The following is a 24,392-nucleotide window of genomic DNA, read 5'->3' on the forward strand; positions in this document are numbered from 1 at the left end:
GCCAAGTTGAGGTTAGTTATGGCTTAATTCATGTCGAGGCTAACCTCCAGGTCTTTGGGAAGCTCCAGAGACTTTGCCCCGTTGTAGTGCTCCAGGAAAAGCGCGAGTTTATCCATGGTTTCGTTCAGTTCCTCCACAGTTGGCAGGTACACCACCCTGAAATGGTCGGGTTTGCTCCAGTTAAAGCCGCTGCCCTGCACCATCAGCACCCGCTGCTCTTCCAGTAGGTCGAGTACAAATTGCTGGTCGTCGAGGATGTTGTACTTCTTCACATCAATTCTTGGGAACATATAAAAAGCTCCTTTCGGCTTCACGCAGGTAATGCCCGGAATGGAGGTCAGCTTTTCGTAGCACACATCGCGCTGGCGGCGCAGCCTGCCTTTTGGCAGCACAAGATCGTTGATGCTTTGGTAGCCACCTAGGGCCGTCTGGATCACAAACTGGGCCGGCGCGTTGCTGCACAGGCGCATACTGGCCAGGGCGTTGAGGCCTTCTATATACGATTTGGCAATAGACTTTTTGCCGCTGATAACCACCCAGCCTGCCCTGAAACCGGCCGCACGGTAGTTCTTGCTCAGGCCGCTGTAGGTCAGGAAGAGCACATCGTCAGAAAGGGCCGCCGTAGAGAAGTGGGCAGTATCGTCATATAATATTTTGTCGTAGATCTCGTCTGAGAAAATGATCAGGTTGTGCCGCTCCGCCACCTGCACAATCTTCTGCAGCACATCGGTCGGGTAAACGGTGCCGGTCGGGTTGTTTGGGTTGATGATGACAATGCCCTTGGTCCGGCTCGTGATCTTGCTCTCCATGTCGGCCACATCCGGATACCAGTCCGACTCCTCGTCGCAAAGGTAATGCACGGCCTTGCCGCCAGAAAGTGTGACAGCAGCCGTCCAGAGCGGGTAGTCCGGCGAGGGGATCAGGATTTCATCGCCGTTGTTGAGCAGCGCCTGCATCGACATCAGGATAAGCTCGCTCACGCCGTTGCCGATGATAATGTCGTCTATTTTCACGTCTCGCACCGACTTGCTTTGCATGTAGTGCATTACTGCTTTGCGGGCCGCGAAAAGTCCTTTGGAGTCGGTGTACCCTTGCGCGTTGCGCAGGTTCAGGATCATGTCATGAATGATCTCGTCTGGGGTATCAAATCCAAAAGGCGCCGGGTTTCCAATGTTCAACTTCGTGATCTTATACCCCTGGCGCTCAAGCTCTTGCGCTTTCTCAAAAATGGGCCCACGTATTTCGTAAAACACGTTGTCGAGCCGCGAACTCCGCTGTATCATAAACTCAAATTTTCCAAATTTAAACATTTGGATTTCAATATGAAGCATCCAGGCCCAAAAATTAAAATTCGGCCCTGTTCCTCCTAAACGTCCGGAAGCCGATTTTAAATTCCATTCCATCCCATACATTTCAAAAAGCGCTGCTCCTGGGCAGGTCATGCGTTAGATTATAAACGGAATCGTCCGGCCTGGAAATCGTCGCCACGGACAAATTCATAAACCAGAGTTGCTTTTATTCCCCGGATCTTATAAGGCCACACCCTCTCAAGAGCAATATGGTAAGGAGGATGGCTTAGGTTGAAAAACACTCGGGAAGGCACTTTTGATTGGAATAATTGCAGGTGGGTACTAATTAGATGAGGAAAAGGAGAAGGAGCGCTTAAGTGACCGCCAGGAAACTCACAAAGTGAATTCGCCAGATGAAGCTGCCTGGTTCCCGGCAATTATTCGAGTGAAAATGGCCTTCCGGAAGCCTTTTCTGCCACAGGCACTGCCTCCCGTTTCTGATCTGGCTGCCATGCTCTTACCACCAAGGCAGGCACTTACTTCATCTCTCTCCCCTGATTCTCTCGATCACGCATGTAATCATTCCATGGGCTGCAGGCAGCACAATTGCCATAATTTTTATATACTTGCAGCATGCGAGGCAGTAAGGCACCTGCTCGGGCAATCAGTTTCTTTATTACCCACTAATTTGAATACGAACAGCACGCACTTCCGGCTTTCACACAAGATACTTGACGAGGCTTTTGCGCTTTCGCAGGCACCCGACAGCAACCTGTACCTGGCCATCAGCCAGAAATCGGTTCGGCTCGGGGTGGTCGACCTGAAACGCAACAAATTTGTGGTGCTGGAAGACTATGAGCTGCTCACCGTGTTCTCGGCGCAGCAGGTGGCCGAGCAGCTCCGCCTCATAGCCAAAAGCAGCGCCATCCTGAAGCACCGGGGCTGGCACGGCATCCGGGTGTTGATCAGCAACCAGAATTTTACGCTGGTGCCCGAAACGCTTTTTGAGCCGGCGCATCAGGCCGACTACCTGCGCCTGCACAGCGAGCTGGACCCGCAGCAGGACGAGGTGCTGGCCTACCGCCATGCCGACCTGGAGGCCGTAAACATCTTCTCAGTGCCTGCTGTTATCCTGCAGGCTGTGGAAGAAATTACCCACCACAAGCCGGTGCTGTACCTGCACCAGACCAGCGCCCTTATCCGGAGCCTGCTGCACCAAACCGGCCGCAGCCGGGAGCGCCGGCTGTACCTGTTTGTGGAGCAGCACTATGTCACTATTACCGTGATCAGCAAGAGCGGACTGGAGTTCTGCAATATTTTCCAGTACCTGGGCCCCGAAGATTTTATTTACTTTGTCATTTTTGTGATGCAGGAACAGAAAATGGATCCGGAGGCAGAAACTATTACGGTGCTGGGCGACATCACCCACGACTCGGCCCTGTTCTCGATGCTGCAAAAATATGTGCGCCACATCCGGTTTGGCAAGAAACCGGCCGACGTGGCGTATAGCTACAAGTTCGACGACATTTTTGAGCATCGCTATTTCGAGCTCTACAGCATACACCTCTGCGATTGATTATGAAAAGAATAGCCTTGTTCCCAGGATCTTTCGATCCGTTTACCAATGGACATTACGATGTGGTGCTGCGGGGCGCACACCTGTTCGATGAGCTTATCATTGCCGTCGGCAACAACACCACCAAGCAGCGCTACATACCGGTGGAGCGCATGGTGCAGGTTATTGAGGATGTTTTTAAGGAGCAGCCGAACATAAAAGTGCAGTCGTACAAGGGATTGACGGCCGAATTTGCACGCGAGAAAGGCGCCAGGTTCCTGCTGCGCGGTCTGCGCAACACCACCGACTTTGAATACGAAAATACCATTGCCTCAGCGAACCGCCACGTAAACCCCGAGCTGGAGACGGTCTTCCTGATCACGGCACCGCGCCTGGCCGCCATCAGTTCATCCATTATCCGCGAAATTCACCGGTTTGGCGGCAATGTAGATGAGTTTATACCTTTCCCGATTTCAGCGATTGAAGATAGTGTTTCACCACAAAACTTATAGAGGAATAGGCTTCAGGTAGCACCTGTATCACCTCATTGGGCGTCATCCAGCGCACCTCTTCTATAAACTCCTCTGCCTGGGGTTTCATCAGGCTGTCGTCGGTGCAGTTCATCAGGAACCAGGTGGTCTTCTTCAGGATTTTGTTTCCTTTGTAGGCGTAGGAGTGCCAGGTTTTTGGCAGCTTTCCCGCCACTTCTACCTGAATGTTGCATTCTTCCTCCACCTCGCGCATGGCGCCCTCTTTTACGTTTTCCTTCTTGTTCAGCTTACCCTTGGGTAGGTCCCAGGTGCCGAGCCGGTAAATCATCAGGATTTTCCCATCTTTTACCACCAGTCCGCCGGCAGCCTTTACGATCTTGAACTGGTCTTTGAGGTGCACGATGATCTTTTTCATCTTGTCGGCCACCAGTGTCAGCGAGTTGAGCTTTTTTAGCTTCTTCACTTCCATCAGGCGCACCAGCCTGTCTATCAGGGGGGTGTCAGCCTCTTTTATGAGCACATCGCCCACCAGGTCTTTCGAAGAAAACTCATCATTGGCGTGCAGAATGAGGTCGTAGTGGTGCTTGTATACCTTTTCGGTCGATTTCTTTAGAATTAAAGGAATATCGTTTATAAAAACGTTCATGTCTGGTACCGCTGGTGGTCTTCAAATATACGCAAATAGATAAATAAATCTTCCCAATCGAAATACAGCTTCCCAAAAAGGCAAATATTTCTGTAATTTCGCTCTATGGACTCAAAGCAAACTGCACATCAGGTTGCCTCTTTTCTACTGGAAACAGAGGCAGTGAAACTAAGCCCGGACACTCCGTTTAAGTGGAGCTCCGGCTGGAATTCCCCTATCTACTGCGATAACCGCATCACCTTGTCGTTCCCCTATATCCGAAGCTACATCAAAGACCGATTAGCCGACCTGATAAAGGCCAATTTTAAGGACGCAGAGGCAATTGCCGGCGTGGCCACGGCAGGCATAGCCCAGGGCGCCCTGGTGGCCGACCTGCTCGAGATGCCCTTTCTATACGTAAGGCCGCAGCCCAAGAGCCACGGCATGGGCAACCAGATCGAAGGCCGCCTGCTCGAAGGGCAGAAAGTAGTGCTCGTGGAGGACCTGATCTCGACCGGTGGAAGTTCCCTGAAAGCGGCAGCGGCGGTGCAGGCAGCCGGTGGCGAGGTAGTGGGCATGGCCGCCATCTTTACCTACGGGTTCTCGGTGGCCGAAGAGAATTTCAGAAAAGCGGGCATCCCGCTTCATTGCCTGAGCAACTACCAGGCCTTGACCGAAGCAGCCCTGGCCAATGGCTATATTCCCGAAAGCGCTATGGCAGCACTGGCAGAGTGGCGCAAGTCGCCTGACACCTGGGGCGTTTAATTTCTTTTGATAGGGACGGTTGAGAGCACAGAAAGTGCTGATTCCTTCCCTGTTCTTCGTATGCTAAGAGAAATCTGCCGTCTGGTATTACTTCCGGATTTGCAGATTTTTCCTTTCATAAAAATACAAGGCCCGTATAACCGATTGTAGTATTTTTGGGGCAGGAATGAATTATTTGAATGAAAAGGGCCTTCAGGAAGCTATTTCCTAATCCTTTATCCGGCAGACTTTATGGGCATGTTCTTAGACAAGGAATAGAAATTGATCTTTTGTTTGCAGGAACAGCAGCGCTAAGTACCTCTGGAAGGCCCTTTTCATTCAAATAATTTCCAGATCTTTAAATTAGATGCACATGAAAATAGGCCTCCTCTCCGACACACACGGCTATCTTGACGACCAGATTCTGCGGCTGCTCGCCGACCGGGATGAAATCTGGCATGCCGGAGATTTTGGTACGCAGGCTATTTCGGAGAGGCTGCAGGAGCTGGCGCCGGTAAGGGGCGTGTATGGCAACATAGATGGGCAGGACGTACGGCAGGTGCACCCCAAGGTGAACCGCTTTACCGTGAACGGGCTCGATGTGCTGATGACGCACATTGGGGGCTACCCCGGCAAGTACAACCCCGATATCCGGCAGGAAATTCAGCAGAATCCGCCGAGGCTCTTCATTACAGGCCATTCGCACATCCTGAAGATCATGACCGACAAGCGTCTCCATAACCTGCTGCACATAAATCCGGGGGCTGCCGGCAAGCACGGTTTCCATACCACCCGCACCATGGTTCGATTCAGCGTGGAGGCTGGCCAGGTACAGGAACTGCAGGTGATAGAGCTTGGCAAGCGGGCATAAAAAAAGTGTGCCTGCTATGCAGACACACTCCTTAACATCTTTATCTAGTAAGCCGCCGCCATTTGCCGAAATAGCAGCGGCAGGCAGATGGGCTTACTTTCCCGTAAAAGAACTACTCAGCAGCAGTCTCTTCCGAGGCGGCTACTTTGTTTTTTGGAGCTTCGCCAAACTGAGCTCTCAGCTCGTCCATGTCAACATTCTTGATAACTGGCGTCAATAACAGTTGCTTGATTCTCGTTTGTCTGTTATTAGCTCTTGCTTTATTCTTACGGTCTTTTCTTTTTAATCTTGTAACTCCCATCGTTGCAATATTTAATTTGAAGGGCAAAAGTAAGTTTTTATTTTTACAAAGTAAAGTTTTTACACTGCCAATATATGTTAATTACTGATTTACGCAGCGACACCGTCACAAAGCCTACTCCTGCCATGCTGGCCTTTATGTTTAAGGCTGAGGTAGGAGACGATGTATACGGCGAGGACCCCACTGTAAAAGCACTGGAGCAAAAGACAGCCGAAATGTTCGAAATGGAAGCCGGTCTTTTCTGCCCGTCGGGCACCATGACCAACCAGATTGCCATTAAAGCACACACCGAGCCGCTGACCGAAATTATCTGCGATGTATCGTCGCATATCTACCAATATGAAGGAGGCGGTATTATGTTTAACGCTGGTGCTTCTGTGGCGCTGGTGCACGGGGAGCGCGGAAAACTAACGCCTGCCCAGGTGGAAGCCCACATCCGCCCCCTCGACAATATACATTTTCCCGTCACAAAGCTGGTATCGCTGGAGAACACGGCCAACAAGGGCGGCGGCGCTTACTATACCCTAGCAGAGATTGCCGCCATCTCGGCAGTGTGCCGGAAGCACCGGCTGGCCCTGCACCTCGATGGTGCCCGCGTTTTCAATGCGCTGACCGCGGCCAACGAGCAGCCACAAGCCTATGGGCACTATTTCGACAGCATCTCCATTTGCCTCTCCAAAGGACTCGGGGCACCTGTAGGGTCTGTGCTACTGGGCAGCAAGGACTTTATAAAGAAATCTAACCGGATCCGGAAAGCGCTGGGCGGAGGCATGCGTCAGGCCGGTTACCTGGCAGCCGCCGGGCTTTACGCCCTCAATCACCACATAGAGCGGCTGCACGAAGACCACGCCAAAGCGAAGGCACTCGAAGAGGTGCTCCTGCAGGCAGATTATGTGGAGCAGGTACTGCCGGTGCAGACCAATATCGTTGTCTTTAAACTCAACAACCGCTATACCGGTGCTGCGTTTGTGGAGGAACTTGCCCGTCATTCTATAAAAGCCACCAGTTTTGGCCCGCAGTTGGTCCGTTTCGTTACTCATCTCGATATAACAGAGGAACTGCTGGTCCACACCCTGCAGGTGCTGACATCGCTGAATGGAGAACGCGCATTTTAAATTTGCTATCTTATCCTGAAAATGCGTGAGGACCTAACCGGTTCCACGCATTTTTTGTTCTACCTGTCTCTGATAACTCCAAGTATCTCCCATTCTTAAACCTGTCAGATACCACTCCTTTCCGCCACCTTAGTTCAGGCACACCCACCAGCCACTTCATCGGATAATTCAGTATAACAATTCAATCAAGTTCACTAGCATAAATTATTTCTTTCCTATTTTCAAGCAAACACCCCCATAAAACACCATACCCATATCCAATTTTTTTGCTTTTTTAAACATCACCCCCATGCTTTTAAGTAGGGGTCTAAATTTTTTTTAAATTTTTTGAATTTTTTTTTACCTCCGCTTTTATCCTTACTACAAGCTAAAGTCCACAATTCCGACACAAGCTGAACCAAACTTTCAGTCAGTCGACAGGCTTCTCCATCTCAAAAATCAAGTTAGTATTATGCAATATTCCAAAGCCATAATATCTAATTCAGGCCAATGCTGCTGCTAAAGCAGTCCGCTCTATCCTATTCTTCTAAGAAACAGGCAGAACGATCGCAAGTACAAATCCGCTTTTTATACAATATCACTCGGTACAATTTATTCGAACCATACCCCCTTAAAAACAAAGGGGTAATTTATCTATTTTACATGATTACAAACTTTACCCCTATTGTTTTTTAATAATTGATGCATAACTTTATTAAAATTTAAACAAACACCCCCATTAATTATAAGCCTTTAAATTTAAAATCTATATGAAGAAGATCGAAGCAATCATCAGAACATCCAAATTTGAAGAAGTATACGAAGCCTTGGCGCAAATTGGAGTTCCTTTTATGTCTACCTACGATGTAAAAGGGTTTGGGCTTGAGCATGGCACTGACCAGGTGTACAGGGGAGCCACCTATAACGCGGGCTTTATACCGAGAACTAAAATTGAGCTGGTTGTAACCGACGAACATATGGACGATGTCATCAGCACAATTCTGAAGGTAGCCGGAACAGGCAAGGTGGGAGACGGAAAAATATTTGTCATGGATGTGCAGGAAGTAATCAGGATCAGGACAGGAGAAATTGGAGAACTCGCACTGTAAGCCCCTCTCACCACTCATTTTCATCAAAACTTATCAAACAACTTTAATTGTTAAACCTATGTCACAAGAACTATTTGTTGTAAACAATGTCTGGATGATGGTTTCCATCTTTCTCGTTTTCATCATGCACCTGGGCTTTGCCTCCCTGGAATCCGGGCTGACCCGATCGAAGAACACCGTTAACATCCTGTTTAAGAATAGCCTTATTCCTCCCCTGGGACTTTTAACGTATGCGCTGTGGGGCTTTTCCCTGATGTACCCGGGTGAGGCTTTTACAGGGGGCCTCTTTGGCTTTGCCGGTTTCGGGATTCCGCTTCCGGAAGGCGGCGAGACCTCGGCCTATAACGAAGGCTACACTTTCTGGACAGATTTCCTGTTTCAGGGGATGTTTGCCGCAACGGCCGCCACTATCGTATCGGGTGCTGTGGCAGAACGCGTGAAACTGGGCAGCTTCATTTTTTTCTCTCTCCTATTTGTTGGCATATGCTACCCAATAGTAGGCATGTGGAAATGGGGTGGCGGTTTTCTTAACACACTTGAAACACCTTTCTATGATTTTGCAGGCTCCACCATTGTTCACTCTCTGGGCGGTTGGGGAGCATTGGCCGGCATTCTGCTGCTGGGCCCGCGGTTAGGCAAGTATGTGGGCGGTAAAATAAAACCCATCCAGGGCCATAGCATGCCGCTGGCTACGATTGGTGTGTTTATCCTGTGGCTGGGCTGGTTCGGTTTTAACGGCGGCTCCGTGCTTTCTGCTGACCCTGGCGCTGTATCGAGAGTACTGGTAATGACGAGCCTTGCCGCTGCCGCAGGTGCTGTCGGCGCCTTGTTTGCTTCGCTGGCACTCTTTAAATCCAAAGATTTGTCTATGATGCTGAACGGCATTCTGGCCGGCCTGGTAGGCATTACCGCCGGCGCCGACCAGATGGGAGTGGTAGATTCCGTTGTCATTGGCCTGGTGGCCGGCGGACTGGTGGTGCTGGGTGTCATGCTGTTCGACAAACTCAGATTAGACGACCCGGTTGGAGCACTTTCAGTACACCTTATCTGCGGCATCTGGGGAACGCTGGCTGTTGGCTTATTCGGCAACCTGGCTGGTTTTGACCAGGTGCTGAGCCAGCTGATTGGTATTGGGGTAGTGGGCACTTTCAGCTTTGCGTTCGCCTTTGCGTTGTGGTTTGCTATCAGGGCGATAGCTGGCATCCGGGTAAGTGAGATAGAAGAGGTTGAGGGGCTTGACATGCACGAGCACAAAATGCACGCTTACCCAGACATAAACGCCCCTGCCTACGAAGTTACCAGATTAGAGAACGGGTATGCCAGCGCAGCCGAAACCAAAAAGAAAACAACAGTAACCCACTAAGCTCCTTTACCTTCTTGTACCGGGCAGAATACCGCTGTGGTTATGCGCTTACCACATGACCACGGCGGTTACTCACTCAGTGTAAAGAAGCCGCCTCAACAAAAGGCCATCCACGGTCCTGCTACTCACAATATGTAGCATTCAGCATCCAGACTCCCCACTATGTTTCCCTTAAACGGCAATTTAAGAGAAGCAGAAGAACGGATTACCAAAACACTTTTCTCAGAAAATTATAAAATAACAGAAGCAAATGAATATGAAAAGACTTTTACCTCTCGCCGCTGCGGCATTCTTTACAACAGCAAATGTAACCATTGCTCAGGAGAATCCCGCACCTGAATCCAAAAGCAAGTTCGAGTTCTCTGGCTATGTGGATGCTTATTATCAATACAATACCAACAATCCTTTATCTGATACCAACCAGGGAAGAATTTTTGACCTGAACCACAACAGGGTTTCTATGGGCCTTGCCCAGACCATGTTCGCCTACAGCTATGGCAAGTTTCATGCAGTTGCCGACCTCACCATAGGTCCGAATGCGGAGCTGGGCAACTTTGGCAACGAAGGAAATACCAGGTTCATCAAGCAGGCCTTCCTGACCTACGATGTGACCGATAAGCTGTCGGTTACAGCCGGGCAGTTTGGCACGCACATCGGCTACGAGCTTATAGATGCGCCGCTTAACTTCAACTACAGCCTCTCCTACCTGTTCGGCAATGGGCCGTTTTACCATACCGGCGCCAAACTCAACTACAACATCAGCGACAAGTTTGGGGTAATGATGGGCGTAGTACAAGGCTGGGACGGCATTAAGGATTATAACAAGCAGAAATCGCTGGTGGCGCAGTTCTACATGGCCCCTGTTTCCGGCTTCGACATTTACCTGAACTGGATCGGTGGCGATGAGCACAACACCGCTTCTAACTTTGGCGAGCTGTCCGGTTCCTACACCAGCCTGTTCGACCTTACCACTTCGTACCAGGTAACCGACGATTTTAAGGTTGGCATCAACGCGGCGTATGGCTCTTTCCTGTCAGGCAATGAAGAAAGCCCGAACCCTGCGCCCGGAAACCCCTGGTACTCTGACGCAAGCTGGGGTGGCGCAGCCTTATACCTGAACTATAATGCCAGCGACAGGGTAGCCTTCGGGCTCCGTTCCGAATACTTCTCCGACCCGAGCGGGGTGCGCTACTTTGGGCCACTGGACGTAACAGCTTTCACGCTTACCGGCGACATTAAATTAGCCGACAGCCAGTTTATCCTGAAGCCCGAGGTTAGAATGGACTTTGCCAGCAACGGCTTCTTTGAAGATAAAGCCGGCAACATGACCAGGAAAAACCAGGCAACTATAGGGGCGGCCTTTATCTACACCTTCGGTCTCTGCAAATAATAGTACCCACTCATAGCTCCTCAACAGCCGGGTTGGTCAGCAAGAACTTACCGACTACTTCTAAACCCTTATTCTGAAAACTTAACCCCTGGCCTATGCAAGCAAAAAATTAATATTATCCGTCCATTTTTAAGCTATTGACCCTTTTACAAACAACAAGGTCGGGCAGAAGCCGGGTACTGAGAAGGCCGGGCTTCTGCTCTTTGTTTTTACACCTGTTGACCAGACCTTCATCTCTTCCCGCTCAACTTTGTAACAGCAACGCCAGCAGCAAATCCTCCGGAGGGGCATTTTCATTAGAATAATTTAGCTAGTGTACTAATTGTTCAATGTGTAAATTTCTCGATTCGAAAATTCGGAAATGAATGACCGGAGCTGGCTACCTAAAAAATCCCAGTCTCTGGCTTGAGGCGCCGGGTGAAGGGGCCCTCTATTTGAGAGGTCCGGTGCCGCAGGCAGCCTGAGCAAGAGCGAGTCAAAAAGGGGCCCCTGCCCCCCTGACAGGAGCGAACACAGCGCCGATGGCCAGGGACAAGGCCTCGCTTATATAGGACCCCTGCCCCAGCCGTGAGCGCTCGGAGCCACGGCTTTGCAATAATATAGTTAAATGGCACCGAATCCAGCAGCAGCTAAGCCAGATGGGACCCATAGATATCAGAATATTCTTACCTCAAGTAGGGTAAACGCTCAAATTATTCTAATCAGAAAGCCCCTCCGGAGGCTCCGCTGCCGCGAAATCGTAGGAGTCATTATCACAACCAGCTTAGAGGGCAGGCAGTTGCAACTCATAGCTGGGCCTTGCAGAGGTTACCGTTAGTTTATAATCCTTTATCCAGGGGTTATAGAGGCGCAGGGTCTTGTAATTGGTGCCATTGTCGAGCGCAAACTGCGGCAGGTCCGGTATAGACTCCGTTACCGTTACGGTCCGGCTTTTCAGAGGGACGTAGCCTTTTATCCGGCTGGTGTCAAAGCCGTAGCGGTCGGGGTTGGAGAGCACTTCTTTCAGGGCCAGTATCCGGAACAGGTAGCGCGAGGTTTCGTCGTTGAGGTACAGGTCGTAGTAGGAGCTTACGTGCTGCGCATCCAGGGCACGCTGCAGGCCATTCATGCCGCGGTTGTAGGAAGCGGCGGCATTCGTCCAGCTGCCAAATTTCGCCTTTGCGGTTTTAAAATAGGCGGCAGCCGCCACGGTGGCTTTTGGCAGGTGGTAGCGCTCATCTATCTCGTTGTTGATAATGATCCCGTACCCACGCGAGGTATCCGGCATCAGTTGCCAAACCCCGGCTGCTCCTGCCGGCGACACCACATTGCCCAGCAGGCTCTCGGCCAGGGCCACATACTTAATGTCGTCGGGTAAGCCTTGCTCCCGCAGGGTGGCCTCTATCTCGGGCAGGTGGCGGCTGATCCTCTTGAGCGCCAGTATGGTATTGGAATGAAAATAAGCATTCGACTGCAGCTCCCTGTCCAGTCGCTCGGCCACATCTGGTATCTGGAGCGGCACAGCTTCTCCGGCAAACGTCATTTGCTCCGGCACAGGGTAAGAGCGGTATTGCTTGTATACGAACTCGGGTTCTGCGGCCTTCTGGCTGCATAAATTCACGGTACCGATCAGGCAAATACCAAGTAAGGCGGGTTTCCAGTAGCGGAGGGTAAACATAAAAGATAAGAATATGTGTTAAAAAAGTCTGGCTATAAATATACTTTAAAAAACCGGGAGAAATAAACGCTGCGCCCGCAAAATAAACCGAAAGCGGCTTTACTCCTGTAACGGGCAGCCCTGGTTTCTAGTACGTAGCCGGCGGTATTTTTACAGCCTTTCCCTTACCAGACATCTGAGCATTAATTTCTAATTTGCCCAGGCTCCGGCAAGAGGAAACATGGATTTTGCCGGGCCGGTCTACTCCTTTTCTGGTTGCGCACTTCAGACCGTAGAGGAGCAGAACTACAGCCCACTAATATCTTCACCTTCCTGTGGCAACAAATTACCAGGCAGCCCCTTCAGAATCCTAATTAAAAAAACAGTAGGCATCCTTATGTTTTTCTCTATTTTTACATCAAAAAATTAAACATGCGCAAAATTGAGGAAAAGGAAGAAATAGAGATCAATTTCTGGAAAGACTCTGCCAGGGAGAATCCTACTGTGTTTACGCTCGAGAACCTTTTCAACAAAATGGGCGAGGCGCCGGTATTTTACAACAAAGTAAAAAGGTACCATCGCTATTTCGATAAGGCTTCTTCTATGCTGGAGTTAGGGGCTGGCCAGGGGTGGGCCTCCTGTATTATCAAGTCGCTTTATCCGGGCGCTACGCTGCACACCTCCGATATCAGCCCTTATGCCATCGAGTCTATTAAATACTGGGAAGATATATTTAAGGTGAAGGTCGACAACACGTTTGCCTGCAGAAGCTACGAGATACCGCTTCCGGATGCTTCTGTTGACCTTGTTTTCTGTTTTGCCGCAGCGCATCATTTTGTAAAGCACCGAAGCTCTCTCAAAGAAATAAACCGTGTATTGCGGCCGGGAGGGGTTTGCCTGTACCTCTATGAGCCCACCTGCAAGAAATACATCTATAAGCAAGCCCATAGCCGGGTAAACAAAAAACGCCCCGAGGTGCCTGAAGACGTACTGATCCAGCAAAAAATAATGGAACTTGCCGCAGAACAGAACCTTGCCTGTGAACTTAACTTTGACCCCTCGCTGGAGAACAGAGGAGCCATAGAAACGATCTATTACTTTGCCTTATCCAAGGCCAGCATCTTACGAGAAATGCTGCCCTGCACAGCCGACATCATCTTTACAAAGAAAGGCTAGCCCTGCCAACACGGACGCGGACCGGCTTCGGACAGATGTTTTTTTGTTTCTGACAAGCTAAAGAAAATGAGAATACTAAGCGCAAGCCCTATCCTTCTGTCTCCTGGCAAGGGCATTCCCAACAACCCGGATTTGCCGCTGCTCCTCTACCGGCAGGTGTTCCGGGCAGGCGACAACCTGGAGCACCAGTTCAAGGAGGCCTTCAGGGAAAACAGCTGGGCGGGCACCTGGACCAACGGCGTATTTGGCTACCACCACTACCACAGCGTGGCCCACGAGGTGTTGGGAGTGGCAGCAGGTGCAGCAACCCTTATTTTTGGCGGACCGGGTGGTCAGGAAGTAGAAGTAACAGCCGGCGACATGGTGGTGCTGCCAGCCGGAACCGGCCACTGCTGCAAGCAGGCCTCCTCCAACTTCCGTGTAATAGGCGCCTACCCCCAGGGCCAGGAGGATTACGACATTTGCAAAGAAACCGATGATGTGGCCGAAAAAGTAAAGAACATTGCCAAAGTGGCCCTGCCGCTTGCCGACCCGGTAGCCGGCAGACATGGCCCTTTGTTGCAGCACTGGCGGCAACAGTAGCATATCGGAGGCCAGACCTTTGGAGGCTGCCCGATATTTGACCAAAAAAGCGGCAGTTGGCTAAATGCCTTTTGTATCTTCTGGTAAGATTTACCGTTTTAGGGACTGCATCCACTATTTGTTGTGGTGTTCCTGCTGCTGTGCCTGTTAAATTTCTGGTTTTTTGTAGAAAGCATGCGCAGTAGCGGCTCCGGAGGGGCTTTTTGATTAGAATAATTTATTTCCGGGGGCCTGCCGCCCACATATTACCTAACCCAAAACTACTGAACTACACATACTGTTATGCTTCACATAAACCGGGTACTCCCATTGCTGGCCATTGTTTTATTCGGCCTGGAGAGTTGCACAAATTCTGTCAACAACACGACTACCGCCTCAGGCAGCACTACCGACACCACCACCGGGACAGCCACAGCAGGGGCGGCCCTGTCCGACGCTGACGCCAAAAAGGCACAGACCACCTTTGCCAGCTTTTGCTCCGGATGCCACGGCGAAAATGCCACCACCTTTGCAGACCGGCGCTGGAAGCACGGCAACTCCCGCGAAGAAATATTTAAATCGATAAAAGAGGGTATTCCGGCCGCCGGCATGCCTGCTTTTGCCCAAACCTTTTCCGATGCCGAAATTGAGAACCTCGTTTCCTACATAAAAGAAGGCATTCAGTCGGTGGAGGCCTACTCGTTTGAGGAGAAGGAGAGTGCGCAGGAAAACTACAGCTCAGAAACTCAGAAAATTAGACTAGAAACGGTGGTTAGCGGCATTGGCGTTCCGTGGGGCATTGCCTTTCTGCCGGATGGCGGGCTGCTCGTAACAGAACGGTCGGGCAAGTTCTACAGGGTCTCCAAAAACAAGGAGTTGCAGCCGGTGCAGGGAGCTCCAAAAGTACGCGCCGAAGGCCAGGGAGGTCTGATGGATGTGGCGCTTCACCCTGATTTCAACAAAAACAACTTTATTTACCTGTCCTACTCGGCCATAAAGCAGGAAGGAGGCAAAACCTTGTCTACCACCGCTATTATGCGTGCTAAGCTGGATGGCAACAGGCTCACCGGGCAGAAGGTGATTTTTGAGGCCCAGCCTTATTCAGAAACCCGGCACCACTATGGCTCCCGCATGGTATTTGGCAAAGATGGCCTGCTGTATTTTTCGGTGGGAGATCGGGGCAACGAAAAACAGAACCCGCAAACCCTCGACCGGCACCTGGGCAAAATACACCGCATCAAAGACGACGGCGGCATCCCGGCCGACAACCCGTTTGTAAACAAACAGGGAGCTTTGGCTTCTATCTACTCCTACGGCCACCGCAACCCGCAGGGGCTCGACTTTAACCCGGCTACGGGTGAGCTCTGGTCGCATGAGCACGGGCCACGTGGCGGCGATGAGGTAAATATTGTAAAGCCCGCCCTGAACTATGGCTGGCCAGTGGTGTCGTATGGCATTAACTACAACGGCACACCCATCACCGACAAAACCCAGCAGGAAGGCATAGAAGACCCCATCTGGCAGTGGACTCCCTCTATTGCACCGTCGGGCATGGCATTTGTGACCGGCAACCGCTACAAAGGCTGGGAAGGCGACCTGATGACAGGCTCCCTCCGCTTTAAATTTCTGAGCCGATGCAAAATAGAGAACGGCAAAATCGTAAGCGAAGAAAAGCTGCTGCCCAACATCGGCCGGGTGCGGGAAGTAAGAATAAGTCCCGATGGCTACCTGTACGTTGGCGTAGAAACCGGCCATGTATACAAGCTAATACCGACAGATTGACGGGCATTTGAAGCTAAGAGTTGAGAGTCGGGAGGCATAACTGACTGCATTTGGGTGGCAGATTATTCTAATGAAATTCAGCCTCGCGAGTCTTTTGCTGCTGCTGCTCTTCAGATCAGCGAAAGCCACTAGAAACTTTCAACTCTTACCTCTGTTATAGTTCTTCGCTCTCTAAAAACAACTTCTTCAGATCCGGCAGGCTGTCGATGCGGGCATCGTACCCGGGCACTTCGCCAAAGCCGTAACTGGCGTAGATAAACGGCACTCCTGCCCCTTTGCTGGCCTCATAATCTCCTATGGTATCGCCTACATACACGGGGTGAGCAAGGTTATTTCGTTTGATCACCTCCTTAATGTTTTCAGCTTTAGGCAGGCTCCGGGTGCCGTAGCACTGGTGGTCTTCCACCACATCGTGGAGCTTGCTGTGCGCCAGGAAAGTCTCGATATAGCCTACCTGGCAATTGCTCACGATAAACAGGCGGTACTTCTCTTTTAAAGCGCGCAAGGTGTTCTCCAGTCCTTTGTAGAGGTTTCCGCCATACCTGTTCATGTGCTCCAGCTCCTCTTTGGCACAAAGGGCTTTCAGTTCGTTGCGCTGTTCTGTGCTCAGGTAGGGGTACAGCTTCTCGTAAATGGCATCGTAGGTCATGCCGGTAATAGATTGCACTTTCTGTTGTGTTACCTCGTCCTGCACATAATCTACCCTGTTCACTGCCGCCTGCCAGGCTTTTGCAACGGTGGCGGTGGCATCCCAAAGGGTGCCATCGAGGTCAAATATGATACTGTCTGTATTTTTTAACATGTATGTCTTGTTAGCTTCAGCCTAGATTGCATGGGTATAGTAAAGGCTGGTAGTGATACTCTGATATATGATAACCTGTCGCCGGCTCTTCCGTCAGAACGCAAGTTACAATATTAACGCCTCAACTCAATCAATGTTACAACTCCAGATTTTATAACCGGATATTAATGGATGTGGAGATTTGATGATCTGGAGATTCTAAAAAATGTACCCGCTATCAACCATGCTCCTTCCTCCTCCACATGCTTCTGCCCATTCTTCGGTGTTGTAAATTCCTGAGGAAGTGCCCTTTTCAGAAATTCAGGCAAAAAATCTAGAAACTTTAATCTAAAGAGCAGCAGCAAAACCTCCGGAGGGGCTTTTTCATTGGAATAATTTGTTATTGCCCCCATCCCCTCAACTTCGGCCGGCAGTTAAACCTGGCAATGCAACGGCTCCACTAGAGTTCCCGCTTTACGTACACATTTAAAATCGAAAGTTGCCTTAACCGCCTGATGACAGATTTGCTGTTTTTGCCCCTCCTAAACAAATTAAAAATTCTATATTTGCTTCCCTGGCCGTTTCACCGGTCAACTCTTAAAATACCTAAACCAGAAACCCCTGTGGCAACAGTTTTAGACATAAATGGCCTCTCCAAAAGGTACGGCAGCATACAGGCCCTCGACGCGCTGACGCTGCAGGTGGAGGAAGGTAGCATTTACGGCCTGCTCGGCCCGAACGGAAGCGGCAAAACCACTACCCTGGGCATGGTCCTGGACGTGATCCGGCCAAGCAGTGGCAGCTTTAGCTGGTTCGGCACCTCCGTTAGCAAGACTTCCAAGCAGCGCATCGGCGCCTTACTTGAAACGCCAAACTTTTACCCGTACTTAACGGCAAAACGCAACCTGCAACTGGCGGCGCAAATAAAAGGAGCCGACCCTGCCAGCATCAACTCCGTGCTCGACCTGGTGGGCTTAGGCACTCGCAGCAACACCGCCTTTAAAGGCTTTTCGCTGGGCATGAAGCAGCGCCTGGCCATTGGTGCCGCCATGCTCAACGATCCCGAAGTGCTGGTGCTCGACGAGCCTACCAACGGCCTCGACCCGCAAGGCATTGCCGAAGTGCGCGACCTGATCCTGCGCATTGCCTCGCAGGGCAAAACCATTGTGCTGGCAAGTCACCTGCTCGATGAGGTGGAGAAGGTGTGTACGCACATGGCCGTGCTGCAATCCGGCAAACTGAAAGCCTCCGGGTCGGTAGGCGACATACTTTCGGCCAATGAGCAGCTGCTGATCAGCGCGCCTGAGCAGCAGCCTGTGCTGGACCTGCTGGAGCGCCTGCCCTATGTGGTGCAGTTCAGGCCCGACAAAGAGGGCATTGTTCTGACGCTGAGCGAAGGCTACAACAGCCAGGACATTAACCGCGACATGTTTGCACAGGGCATTGTGCTGTCGCAGCTTATTGTGCGCCGCAAAAGCCTCGAAGCTCAATTTATGGAGATTATCAAAAACTGATTTACCTGATGAACCTACTTCGCTTAGAGTTATATAAAATACTGCCTTATCGCACTTTCTGGGTTATACTGGGCATTTTTATGCTGCTGGTGTTCCTTATTTTCTACTCGGTGCACGACATTACCATCAACAACACCCAACTGGGCGCTGCCAATTACCAGTTTCCGGACATATGGCTGAAACTGACCTATATTTCCAGCTTTTTTAACACCTTGCTGGGCATTTTGGTTATTGTGCTGGTTTCGGATGAGTACACCTTCCGGACATTCAGGCAGCAGATCATGGATGGGCTTAGCCGGGTGGAGCTGGTGCTGGCAAAGTTCTACGTAACCCTGGGGCTAGCCGCTGTCTGCACCCTGTTCCTGCTGCTGATAGGCTTATTTTTCGGATTAAGGCACAGCACCGACACGTCTGCAGGAGCCATTATGCAGCACTTGGATGCGCTGTTTTATTATTTTCTGCAGGCAGTAGGGTTTATGTCGCTGGCCATGCTGTTTGGCTTTGTTATCAAGAAGAGCGGCCTGGCCATTATCGCCTTTATTTCTTATGTGTTGGTGCTGGAGCCGATCATCCGGTCGCAGATACCAGACCACATAGACAAGTTCTTTCCGACGAAAGTGCTCTCCAGCCTCACCCCCCTGCCGGTGCAGCAGCTCCTCGACCAGGCCACCAGCCCCACAGAGTTGCTCACACCTGCCTGGGCTACCCTGCCGGCGCTGGGCTATATCGGTTTATTTTTGCTGGTATCGTACCTGCTGCTCAGGTTCCGGGATCTGTAATGGCTTTCGCCAAATTAGAAATTAAGGAAGGTGCGCATCCCTCAGGATGGCAAACGGCATTGTTGAGAAACCTGACCTGATAAGAAAGGAACAGCCACCGCTTCATTTCTAAATTTGAATTAAATGAAGCGTTACTGCAGCGTGTTGTAGTAATTGATGATGGCGATGAGGCCGTGAAGCTTATCGTAGGAGAGGCGGTGCTTTTTTACGTACTTATTCACCTCACCTGCTTTCTTCCCAAAAATCTTGTTGAGGTCTTTCCTGATGTTGCGGAGGTTCCGGATCTCGCCGTCAGGAAAATGGATATAGTACACAGGCACCACCTGCTGCACATAGTTCGGCACATCGGAGTTGTGATAAGAATTAAGGGAACCGTCCCGCCTCATAAGTCTGCGGGTAGAAACGTCGCGGTGCAAATACGTTTCGCGGGTAATGAGCGTGATTGGCCCCTTGTTCATCCGTTCAAAAAAAGTAGGTTTCCGGAAGTCGCTGTAAGCCTTGTCTAGGTTCCAGTCGTAGGTGACAAAATAACGGGTGTAGGCGTCGGGCGACTCCTGTACTTTAAAATAGTTAACGCTTACCGGCGACAGTGCCCTGAGGGTGCCATCGGCCTGCTGCACGTTTACCACATCCTCGGTGCGATAGTAGGTGATCGGCCCCTGCAGCGTCTCGCCAGACACGAGCACGACCTCACCCACCGGCCATTCCTGTACATCCGGGGCCAGCCGGTTCTGTGCGGAGGTGTTTAACCCAACAATACTTATAAGTGCGAGCGCTACGCCCCGACGCAGCAAATTTAATTTTTCTTTCATAAGCCAGAGTCACTTAAACACTCACCCCCTGCCATGTTTACCAACCCAAATGTGGGTATTCAACTAACAACCAGCTATTGTATATTGTTAATTAAAAAAAATGTTGCCCTTCTCACTAAAAAAATAAATAAAAAAGCCTGATTGTCAGAACAGTTATACTTCTGACAATCAGTCTTCTATTCTACAAACCTATAGTTAGAGCTTCAGCGAGAGGTTGCTGAGGATGGTATGCCCCAGCTTGTCGCGTTTGGTGGCCAGGTATTTTTGGTTGTGCACGTTTGGCACAATTTCAATCGGCACATTCTCCACTACCTCCAGCCCATAGCCTATCAGGCCGATGCGCTTTTTAGGATTATTTGAGATCAGCCGCATTTTTGTTACGCCCAGGTCTCTCAGAATCTGTGCCCCTACGCCATAATCCCGCTCATCCATGCCAAAGCCCAGTTCCAGGTTGGCCTCTACGGTATCGCGCCCCTGCTCCTGCAGTTTGTAGGCCTTCAGCTTGTTGAGCAGCCCAATGCCCCTGCCTTCCTGGTTCATGTACACAATCACGCCTTTGCCTTCGCGGTCGATCATGCGCATGGCCTCGTGCAGCTGAGGGCCACAGTCGCAGCGGCACGAGCCGAAAATATCGCCGGTTACGCAGGAAGAGTGCACCCGCACCAGCACCGGTTCATCCTCTTCCCAGGTTCCTTTTACCAGGGCCAGGTGGTGCGCCTTGTTGCTGCGCTGCGTAAAAGCGTATAAATCAAAATCGCCGTAATCGGTTGGCAACTGTATGGCAATATCCCTGCTGATAAGGCTCTCCTGCTTCAGCCGGTACACGATCAGGTCTTTAATGGTGATGAGCTTCAGGTTAAAGCGCCTGGCCACTTTTACCAGGTCGGGCAGGCGGGCCATGGAGCCGTCTTCGTTCAGGATCTCGACCAGCACACCGGCAGGTGCAAGACCGGCAAGGCGGGCCAGGTCTACTGTTGCCTCGGTGTGGCCGGGCCGCCGCAGCACACCTTCCTGCTTCGCCTTCAGTGGGAAAATATGGCCCGGCCGGCCAAGCGAATCGGGGTCGGTGGCGGGGTTGATGAGCGCCTGTATGGTTTTGGCCCGGTCGGAGGCCGAGATGCCGGTGGTGCAGCCATGGCCGATCAGGTCTACCGACACGGTGAAGGGGGTGGCATGCAGAGCGGTGTTCTTGCCCACCATCAGCTCCAGCCCCAGCTCTTCGCAGCGCTCGTCGGTGAGGGGCGCACAAATGAGGCCCCGGCCATGGGTGGCCATAAAGTTGATGATCTCAGGGGTTACTTTTTCAGCGGCACATATAAAATCGCCTTCATTCTCGCGGTCATCATCATCTACCACAATCACGACTTCACCTTGCCGGATAGCTTCTATCGCCTCTTCAATGGTATTGAAAGACAGCGTTTCTTCCTTTTCGATAGCTTCCATATTCTATAAAACCGGCCACTGCCCCTAGTACAGGCGCAGCTGCCTATTGATTAAAATTTGAATAATTGTATTGCAGTGCAAATCTATAAAGATTCAGCCGCAATCCCTTTTATATTTGATAACACCATCGGGGCAGGAATAGTTGAATGCCCGCTGCACCTGCACAGGACCAGCCTGCCGCTCGTGCATCAGCAAGAGCAGCGCCTCCGGAGGGGCCTTTTCATTAGAATAATTTAGTTGAATGTGCTGATGTGCTAATTGTTAAATGGTTAAATGGTTGGTTTGGCTTTAGGGGATGGTCAGGCGCATTCAGTTAGATTTTATCAAAGCTTCCCAGTTAGAGTTTCCCTACTTTCATCAGGCTCAACTCCCGGTTTTGCGGCCTACCTCATGCTGTGGCAGATGGCAGGCTCTCCTGTTCGTTACCTTTACCAGATTCTTCCTATATTGTGGCTTCTTCCGATTGATTCATTTTCATCAAAAAACATAAAATCTGCATGATAAAAAAAGGAATCTCCGCCCTTTCCCTGGCCTGCCTGTGGGGCACGCTTTTCTCCTGCCAGTCATCCGGCTCTACCGATTCGCAGGAGATCACGCTCCGGAACCGTGCCGCCATCGCCCTCACCGACAAGGCTATTGCCATTAACAGAAGCGAGTTGCCCGGTATTCCAGAAGGACAGGTGTACCCGCTCCTTCTCACCCAGAACGGCGACACCATAGCTTCTCAACTCGACGACCTGGATGGCGACAACAAGTGGGACGAGCTTTTTCTGGTAACTGACTTACCCGCCAATGGCGAGCAGGTGCTGCAGCTAACCTGGGTAAACACAGCGCCCCAACATACCGTTCGCACCAATGTCCGGTTTGGCAAACGCAGTGCCAAAGACCAGCCGGTACAGCCCAAAACCAGCGATACCCTGTCTGCCAACCAGGTGCACACCGCCCTGGGTTACCAGCCTTACCAGACCGACGGCCCCAGCTGGGAAAATGACAAAGTGGGTTTCAGGCATTACCTGGACGGACGCAACTCCAAAGACCTGTTCGGCAAAAAAACAGCCGCCATGTCGCCGGATAAGGTGGGCTTGAGTGCTACAGGCGCCGTGGAAGACAATTACCACCAGATGCAGGATTGGGGCCGCGATATAATGGCAGTTGGCAACTCGGTAGGTATCGGTGGCGTGGCTATGATGATAGGCGACCAATTTCCGCGCATTGGCATTACCAACAACGACACCGTGAACAACGTGGAGAGCACCGTGTTCCGGATTCTGGCAAAAGGTCCTGTGCGCTCCAAAATGCAGATCAGCTACAACAACTGGAAACCGGCCAACACCGCCCGCAGCTATACCATGGTGGAGACCCCAGCCATTACGCCGGGCATGTATGCCTACCAGAACACGGTGAGCGTAACCTCGGGGCTGCAAGGCGACGAGACGCTGCTGGTGGGCATGAACAACCTGGACAAGACATTTCCGCTGGAAGAGATGCCAGTTGGCGACAACTGGATAGCCCTGCTCACCCACGACAACGAAACCTACAACAAAGAATGGATGCTCCCGCTGGCGCTCCTCGTACCCAAAGATGCCTACCAGGGCTACACTGCCGCGCCTGAAACCGGCCCCGTGGCACAGGCCTGGTTCGCAAAGCTAGCCGTGAAGGCCGACGAACCCATAACTTACTATGCAGTTGGCGCCTGGGAAGTAAGCGATGAGCAGTTCAAAAATCTGGACTACTTCAGAAACTATGTAAAGGACCTGACGCAGCAGATAGACGCTAAAGTTGACGTGACAGTGAAGTAACAAAGCCTGGTCTAACCAGCAGCACGAATCAGAAGAGCCTTGCCGGCGCAATGTTTATTGCCCTGCTCAGCGATTCTTTTTTAAAGCACTTCCCGGCAGCCTTACCATAGTATTTCTACAACAAAGAATCCCCGTTCACGCTCTGGCAGAAGCAACGGGGATTCTTTACTCTTGCCAGCCGCCGGAAAACGCCTCTGTAAAATTCCGGCATCGCACAGACCCTCTATTTACTTTACCAGCAGTTATTTATGCCAGATCCCGGAAACGCCACCAACGCTGCCGGCTGCCAGAAATTAACTTGTCCCTGGATATATTTGACGGAATAATTCAGAAATAGCTGGACATGCACGATTTTGTATAGTATTATTGAGGCTCGATAAATTTCAGATAATTACTCTATTGTATTATTGAGAAGCTGTTGGTGACAGACCAACTCCACCCCAAGAACTGCAAGCACCTTATTTTTTATATGAAACGACCTCTTTACCTGCATTTTGCGACACTCTTTCTTCTTGTAACGATGTCAGGCTGTGTTTCGACCTATATGCCCAACGTGCCGAACGTGCCCATGTTTACCGAAAAAGGGGAGTTAAGTGCCGGAGGTCATATCACGCCCAAAGGCAATGTTACTTTCAACACCGCCTACGCTGTTACAGATCATTTTGCGGTGCAGGTTAATGGCTCGATGCTTAACACCGAGCGCCGCAAAAGAGATTTCCGGCATAACCTGATCGAGGCGGCAGGAGGCTATTTCACCACCTTTGGCCCGGAAGCCAACCGCGTGCTGGAAGTGTACGGAGGCTTTGGCGGTGGCAGCAGCGACCGGGTCGACAAAAAAGTAAACAACGCGGGCGAAATGGTGACCGACCGCTTCGAAGCCAGTTTCAGCAAGTATTTTGTGCAGGTTAACTTCAGTTCGAAGCGCAAGAAATCGTTAAAGTTATTTAGCCAGGAGTTTCCTTTAAACTATGGCACAACCCTGCGCGGCAGCTACATCAACATGAGCGATTTTAAGCGGAATGGAATAGCGGCTACCCCCGAAGACAATATTTTCATTGAGCCCATCTTTTACACCCGCCTTACCCTGAACCCCTCGGTACAGCTCCAATACTCCAGCGGCACCACCATCGGCCTCAAAAACCGAGATTACCTGACCGCCGCCTACTCCGTTTTCTCGCTGGGAGTGGTGATAAACGTGGGCGGCAGCAACATTACCGCCAAGCAGGGGAAAAGGTAAGTTTCCCGTAGCCGCACCCCTCTCGGGTGCCCATGCCCCC

General features: G+C 51.0%; 22 protein-coding genes. 15 read left to right on the top strand and 7 right to left on the bottom strand.

All coding sequences use genetic code 11. The annotated features are described in order from the left end of the window. Positions 1–23: 23 nt before the first annotated feature. Complete coding sequence (locus tag FJM74_RS12325; RefSeq protein ID WP_187262916.1) at positions 24–1,283, bottom strand: pyridoxal phosphate-dependent aminotransferase; 1,260 nt, start codon at positions 1,281–1,283, stop codon at positions 24–26. Between the two features lie 694 nt (positions 1,284–1,977). Here FJM74_RS12325 and FJM74_RS12330 point away from each other — a divergent pair. Together FJM74_RS12330 and coaD are read left to right on the top strand one after the other, a co-directional pair. Next, positions 1,978–2,865, top strand: a complete 888-nt coding sequence (locus FJM74_RS12330) for a DUF3822 family protein (protein WP_187262917.1) — start codon at positions 1,978–1,980, stop codon at positions 2,863–2,865. 2 nt (positions 2,866–2,867) lie between these two features. After that, on the top strand, positions 2,868–3,356 hold the full coding sequence (gene coaD / locus FJM74_RS12335; RefSeq protein ID WP_187262918.1) for a pantetheine-phosphate adenylyltransferase: 489 nt from the start codon (positions 2,868–2,870) through the stop codon (positions 3,354–3,356). Here coaD and FJM74_RS12340 read toward each other — a convergent pair. Further along, positions 3,301–3,981, bottom strand: a complete 681-nt coding sequence (locus FJM74_RS12340; protein WP_187262919.1) for an NUDIX hydrolase — start codon at positions 3,979–3,981, stop codon at positions 3,301–3,303. The genes coaD and FJM74_RS12340 overlap by 56 nt on opposite strands. 105 nt (positions 3,982–4,086) lie before the next feature. Here FJM74_RS12340 and pyrE point away from each other — a divergent pair, with 105 nt between their 5' ends. Continuing rightward, on the top strand, positions 4,087–4,725 hold the full coding sequence (gene pyrE / locus FJM74_RS12345) for an orotate phosphoribosyltransferase (protein ID WP_187262920.1): 639 nt from the start codon (positions 4,087–4,089) through the stop codon (positions 4,723–4,725). A gap of 352 nt (positions 4,726–5,077) precedes the next feature. Further along, positions 5,078–5,575 (top strand): metallophosphoesterase family protein, encoded by a 498-nt coding sequence (locus tag FJM74_RS12350; RefSeq protein ID WP_187262921.1) that lies wholly within the window; start codon positions 5,078–5,080, stop codon positions 5,573–5,575. 112 nt (positions 5,576–5,687) lie between these two features. Here the strand turns inward: FJM74_RS12350 and FJM74_RS12355 are convergent, their stop codons facing one another. After that, a complete protein-coding gene (locus tag FJM74_RS12355; RefSeq protein ID WP_317175555.1) occupies positions 5,688–5,903 on the bottom strand; it encodes a hypothetical protein in 216 nt (71 codons plus the stop codon). 47 nt (positions 5,904–5,950) lie between these two features. Between FJM74_RS12355 and FJM74_RS12360 the strand changes: the two genes are divergently transcribed. The 4 genes from FJM74_RS12360 (at position 5,951) to FJM74_RS12375 (ending at position 10,832) form a co-directional block, all read left to right on the top strand. Beyond that, positions 5,951–6,991: a threonine aldolase family protein gene (locus FJM74_RS12360; protein WP_187262922.1), complete on the top strand. Its 1,041-nt coding sequence runs from the start codon at positions 5,951–5,953 to the stop codon at positions 6,989–6,991. Positions 6,992–7,740: 749 nt separating this feature from the next. After that, the gene (locus tag FJM74_RS12365) at positions 7,741–8,079 is read left to right on the top strand and encodes a P-II family nitrogen regulator (RefSeq protein ID WP_187262923.1); all 339 of its coding nucleotides are present in this window, start codon (positions 7,741–7,743) and stop codon (positions 8,077–8,079) included. A gap of 58 nt (positions 8,080–8,137) precedes the next feature. After that, on the top strand, positions 8,138–9,442 hold the full coding sequence (locus FJM74_RS12370; protein ID WP_187262924.1) for an ammonium transporter: 1,305 nt from the start codon (positions 8,138–8,140) through the stop codon (positions 9,440–9,442). Positions 9,443–9,698: 256 nt separating this feature from the next. Next, positions 9,699–10,832 carry a porin gene (locus tag FJM74_RS12375; RefSeq protein WP_241739109.1) on the top strand — a complete coding sequence of 378 codons (1,134 nt, stop codon included), beginning with the start codon at positions 9,699–9,701 and terminating at the stop codon, positions 10,830–10,832. 763 nt (positions 10,833–11,595) lie between these two features. On the opposite strand, the gene FJM74_RS12380 is transcribed toward FJM74_RS12375, so the two are convergent. Then, positions 11,596–12,489, bottom strand: coding sequence for a lytic transglycosylase domain-containing protein (locus FJM74_RS12380; protein ID WP_187262926.1), 894 nt, complete (start codon positions 12,487–12,489; stop codon positions 11,596–11,598). A gap of 411 nt (positions 12,490–12,900) precedes the next feature. Between FJM74_RS12380 and FJM74_RS12385 the strand changes: the two genes are divergently transcribed. The 3 genes from FJM74_RS12385 (at position 12,901) to FJM74_RS12395 (ending at position 15,987) form a co-directional block, all read left to right on the top strand. Beyond that, the gene (locus FJM74_RS12385) at positions 12,901–13,644 is read left to right on the top strand and encodes a class I SAM-dependent methyltransferase (RefSeq protein WP_187262927.1); all 744 of its coding nucleotides are present in this window, start codon (positions 12,901–12,903) and stop codon (positions 13,642–13,644) included. Between the two features lie 66 nt (positions 13,645–13,710). Next, positions 13,711–14,226 carry a cupin domain-containing protein gene (locus tag FJM74_RS12390; RefSeq protein ID WP_187262928.1) on the top strand — a complete coding sequence of 172 codons (516 nt, stop codon included), beginning with the start codon at positions 13,711–13,713 and terminating at the stop codon, positions 14,224–14,226. A gap of 282 nt (positions 14,227–14,508) precedes the next feature. Next, positions 14,509–15,987 carry a PQQ-dependent sugar dehydrogenase gene (locus FJM74_RS12395; RefSeq protein WP_187262929.1) on the top strand — a complete coding sequence of 493 codons (1,479 nt, stop codon included), beginning with the start codon at positions 14,509–14,511 and terminating at the stop codon, positions 15,985–15,987. A gap of 154 nt (positions 15,988–16,141) precedes the next feature. On the opposite strand, the gene FJM74_RS12400 is transcribed toward FJM74_RS12395, so the two are convergent. After that, the gene (locus FJM74_RS12400; RefSeq protein ID WP_187262930.1) at positions 16,142–16,789 is read right to left on the bottom strand and encodes an HAD family hydrolase; all 648 of its coding nucleotides are present in this window, start codon (positions 16,787–16,789) and stop codon (positions 16,142–16,144) included. A gap of 602 nt (positions 16,790–17,391) precedes the next feature. On the opposite strand from FJM74_RS12400, the gene FJM74_RS12405 reads away from it, so the two are divergent. Further along, positions 17,392–18,282, top strand: coding sequence for an ABC transporter ATP-binding protein (locus FJM74_RS12405; protein WP_187262931.1), 891 nt, complete (start codon positions 17,392–17,394; stop codon positions 18,280–18,282). An 8-nt stretch (positions 18,283–18,290) separates the two neighbouring features. Further along, positions 18,291–19,061: an ABC transporter permease subunit gene (locus FJM74_RS12410; protein WP_187262932.1), complete on the top strand. Its 771-nt coding sequence runs from the start codon at positions 18,291–18,293 to the stop codon at positions 19,059–19,061. 131 nt (positions 19,062–19,192) lie between these two features. Here the strand turns inward: FJM74_RS12410 and FJM74_RS12415 are convergent, their stop codons facing one another. Together FJM74_RS12415 and FJM74_RS12420 are read right to left on the bottom strand one after the other, a co-directional pair. Beyond that, complete coding sequence (locus FJM74_RS12415) at positions 19,193–19,873, bottom strand: hypothetical protein (protein ID WP_187262933.1); 681 nt, start codon at positions 19,871–19,873, stop codon at positions 19,193–19,195. Between the two features lie 195 nt (positions 19,874–20,068). After that, complete coding sequence (locus FJM74_RS12420; protein WP_187262934.1) at positions 20,069–21,316, bottom strand: bifunctional 3,4-dihydroxy-2-butanone-4-phosphate synthase/GTP cyclohydrolase II; 1,248 nt, start codon at positions 21,314–21,316, stop codon at positions 20,069–20,071. Positions 21,317–21,813: 497 nt separating this feature from the next. Between FJM74_RS12420 and FJM74_RS12425 the strand changes: the two genes are divergently transcribed. Both FJM74_RS12425 and FJM74_RS12430 read left to right on the top strand, forming a co-directional pair. Further along, positions 21,814–23,115, top strand: coding sequence for a DUF4861 domain-containing protein (locus tag FJM74_RS12425; protein ID WP_187262935.1), 1,302 nt, complete (start codon positions 21,814–21,816; stop codon positions 23,113–23,115). Between the two features lie 469 nt (positions 23,116–23,584). Further along, positions 23,585–24,352 carry a hypothetical protein gene (locus FJM74_RS12430; RefSeq protein WP_206684036.1) on the top strand — a complete coding sequence of 256 codons (768 nt, stop codon included), beginning with the start codon at positions 23,585–23,587 and terminating at the stop codon, positions 24,350–24,352. Positions 24,353–24,392: the final 40 nt, after the last annotated feature.

Origin of the sequence: Pontibacter beigongshangensis (assembly GCF_014332515.1) — a bacterium.
In the GTDB taxonomy this organism is placed as follows: domain Bacteria; phylum Bacteroidota; class Bacteroidia; order Cytophagales; family Hymenobacteraceae; genus Pontibacter; species Pontibacter beigongshangensis.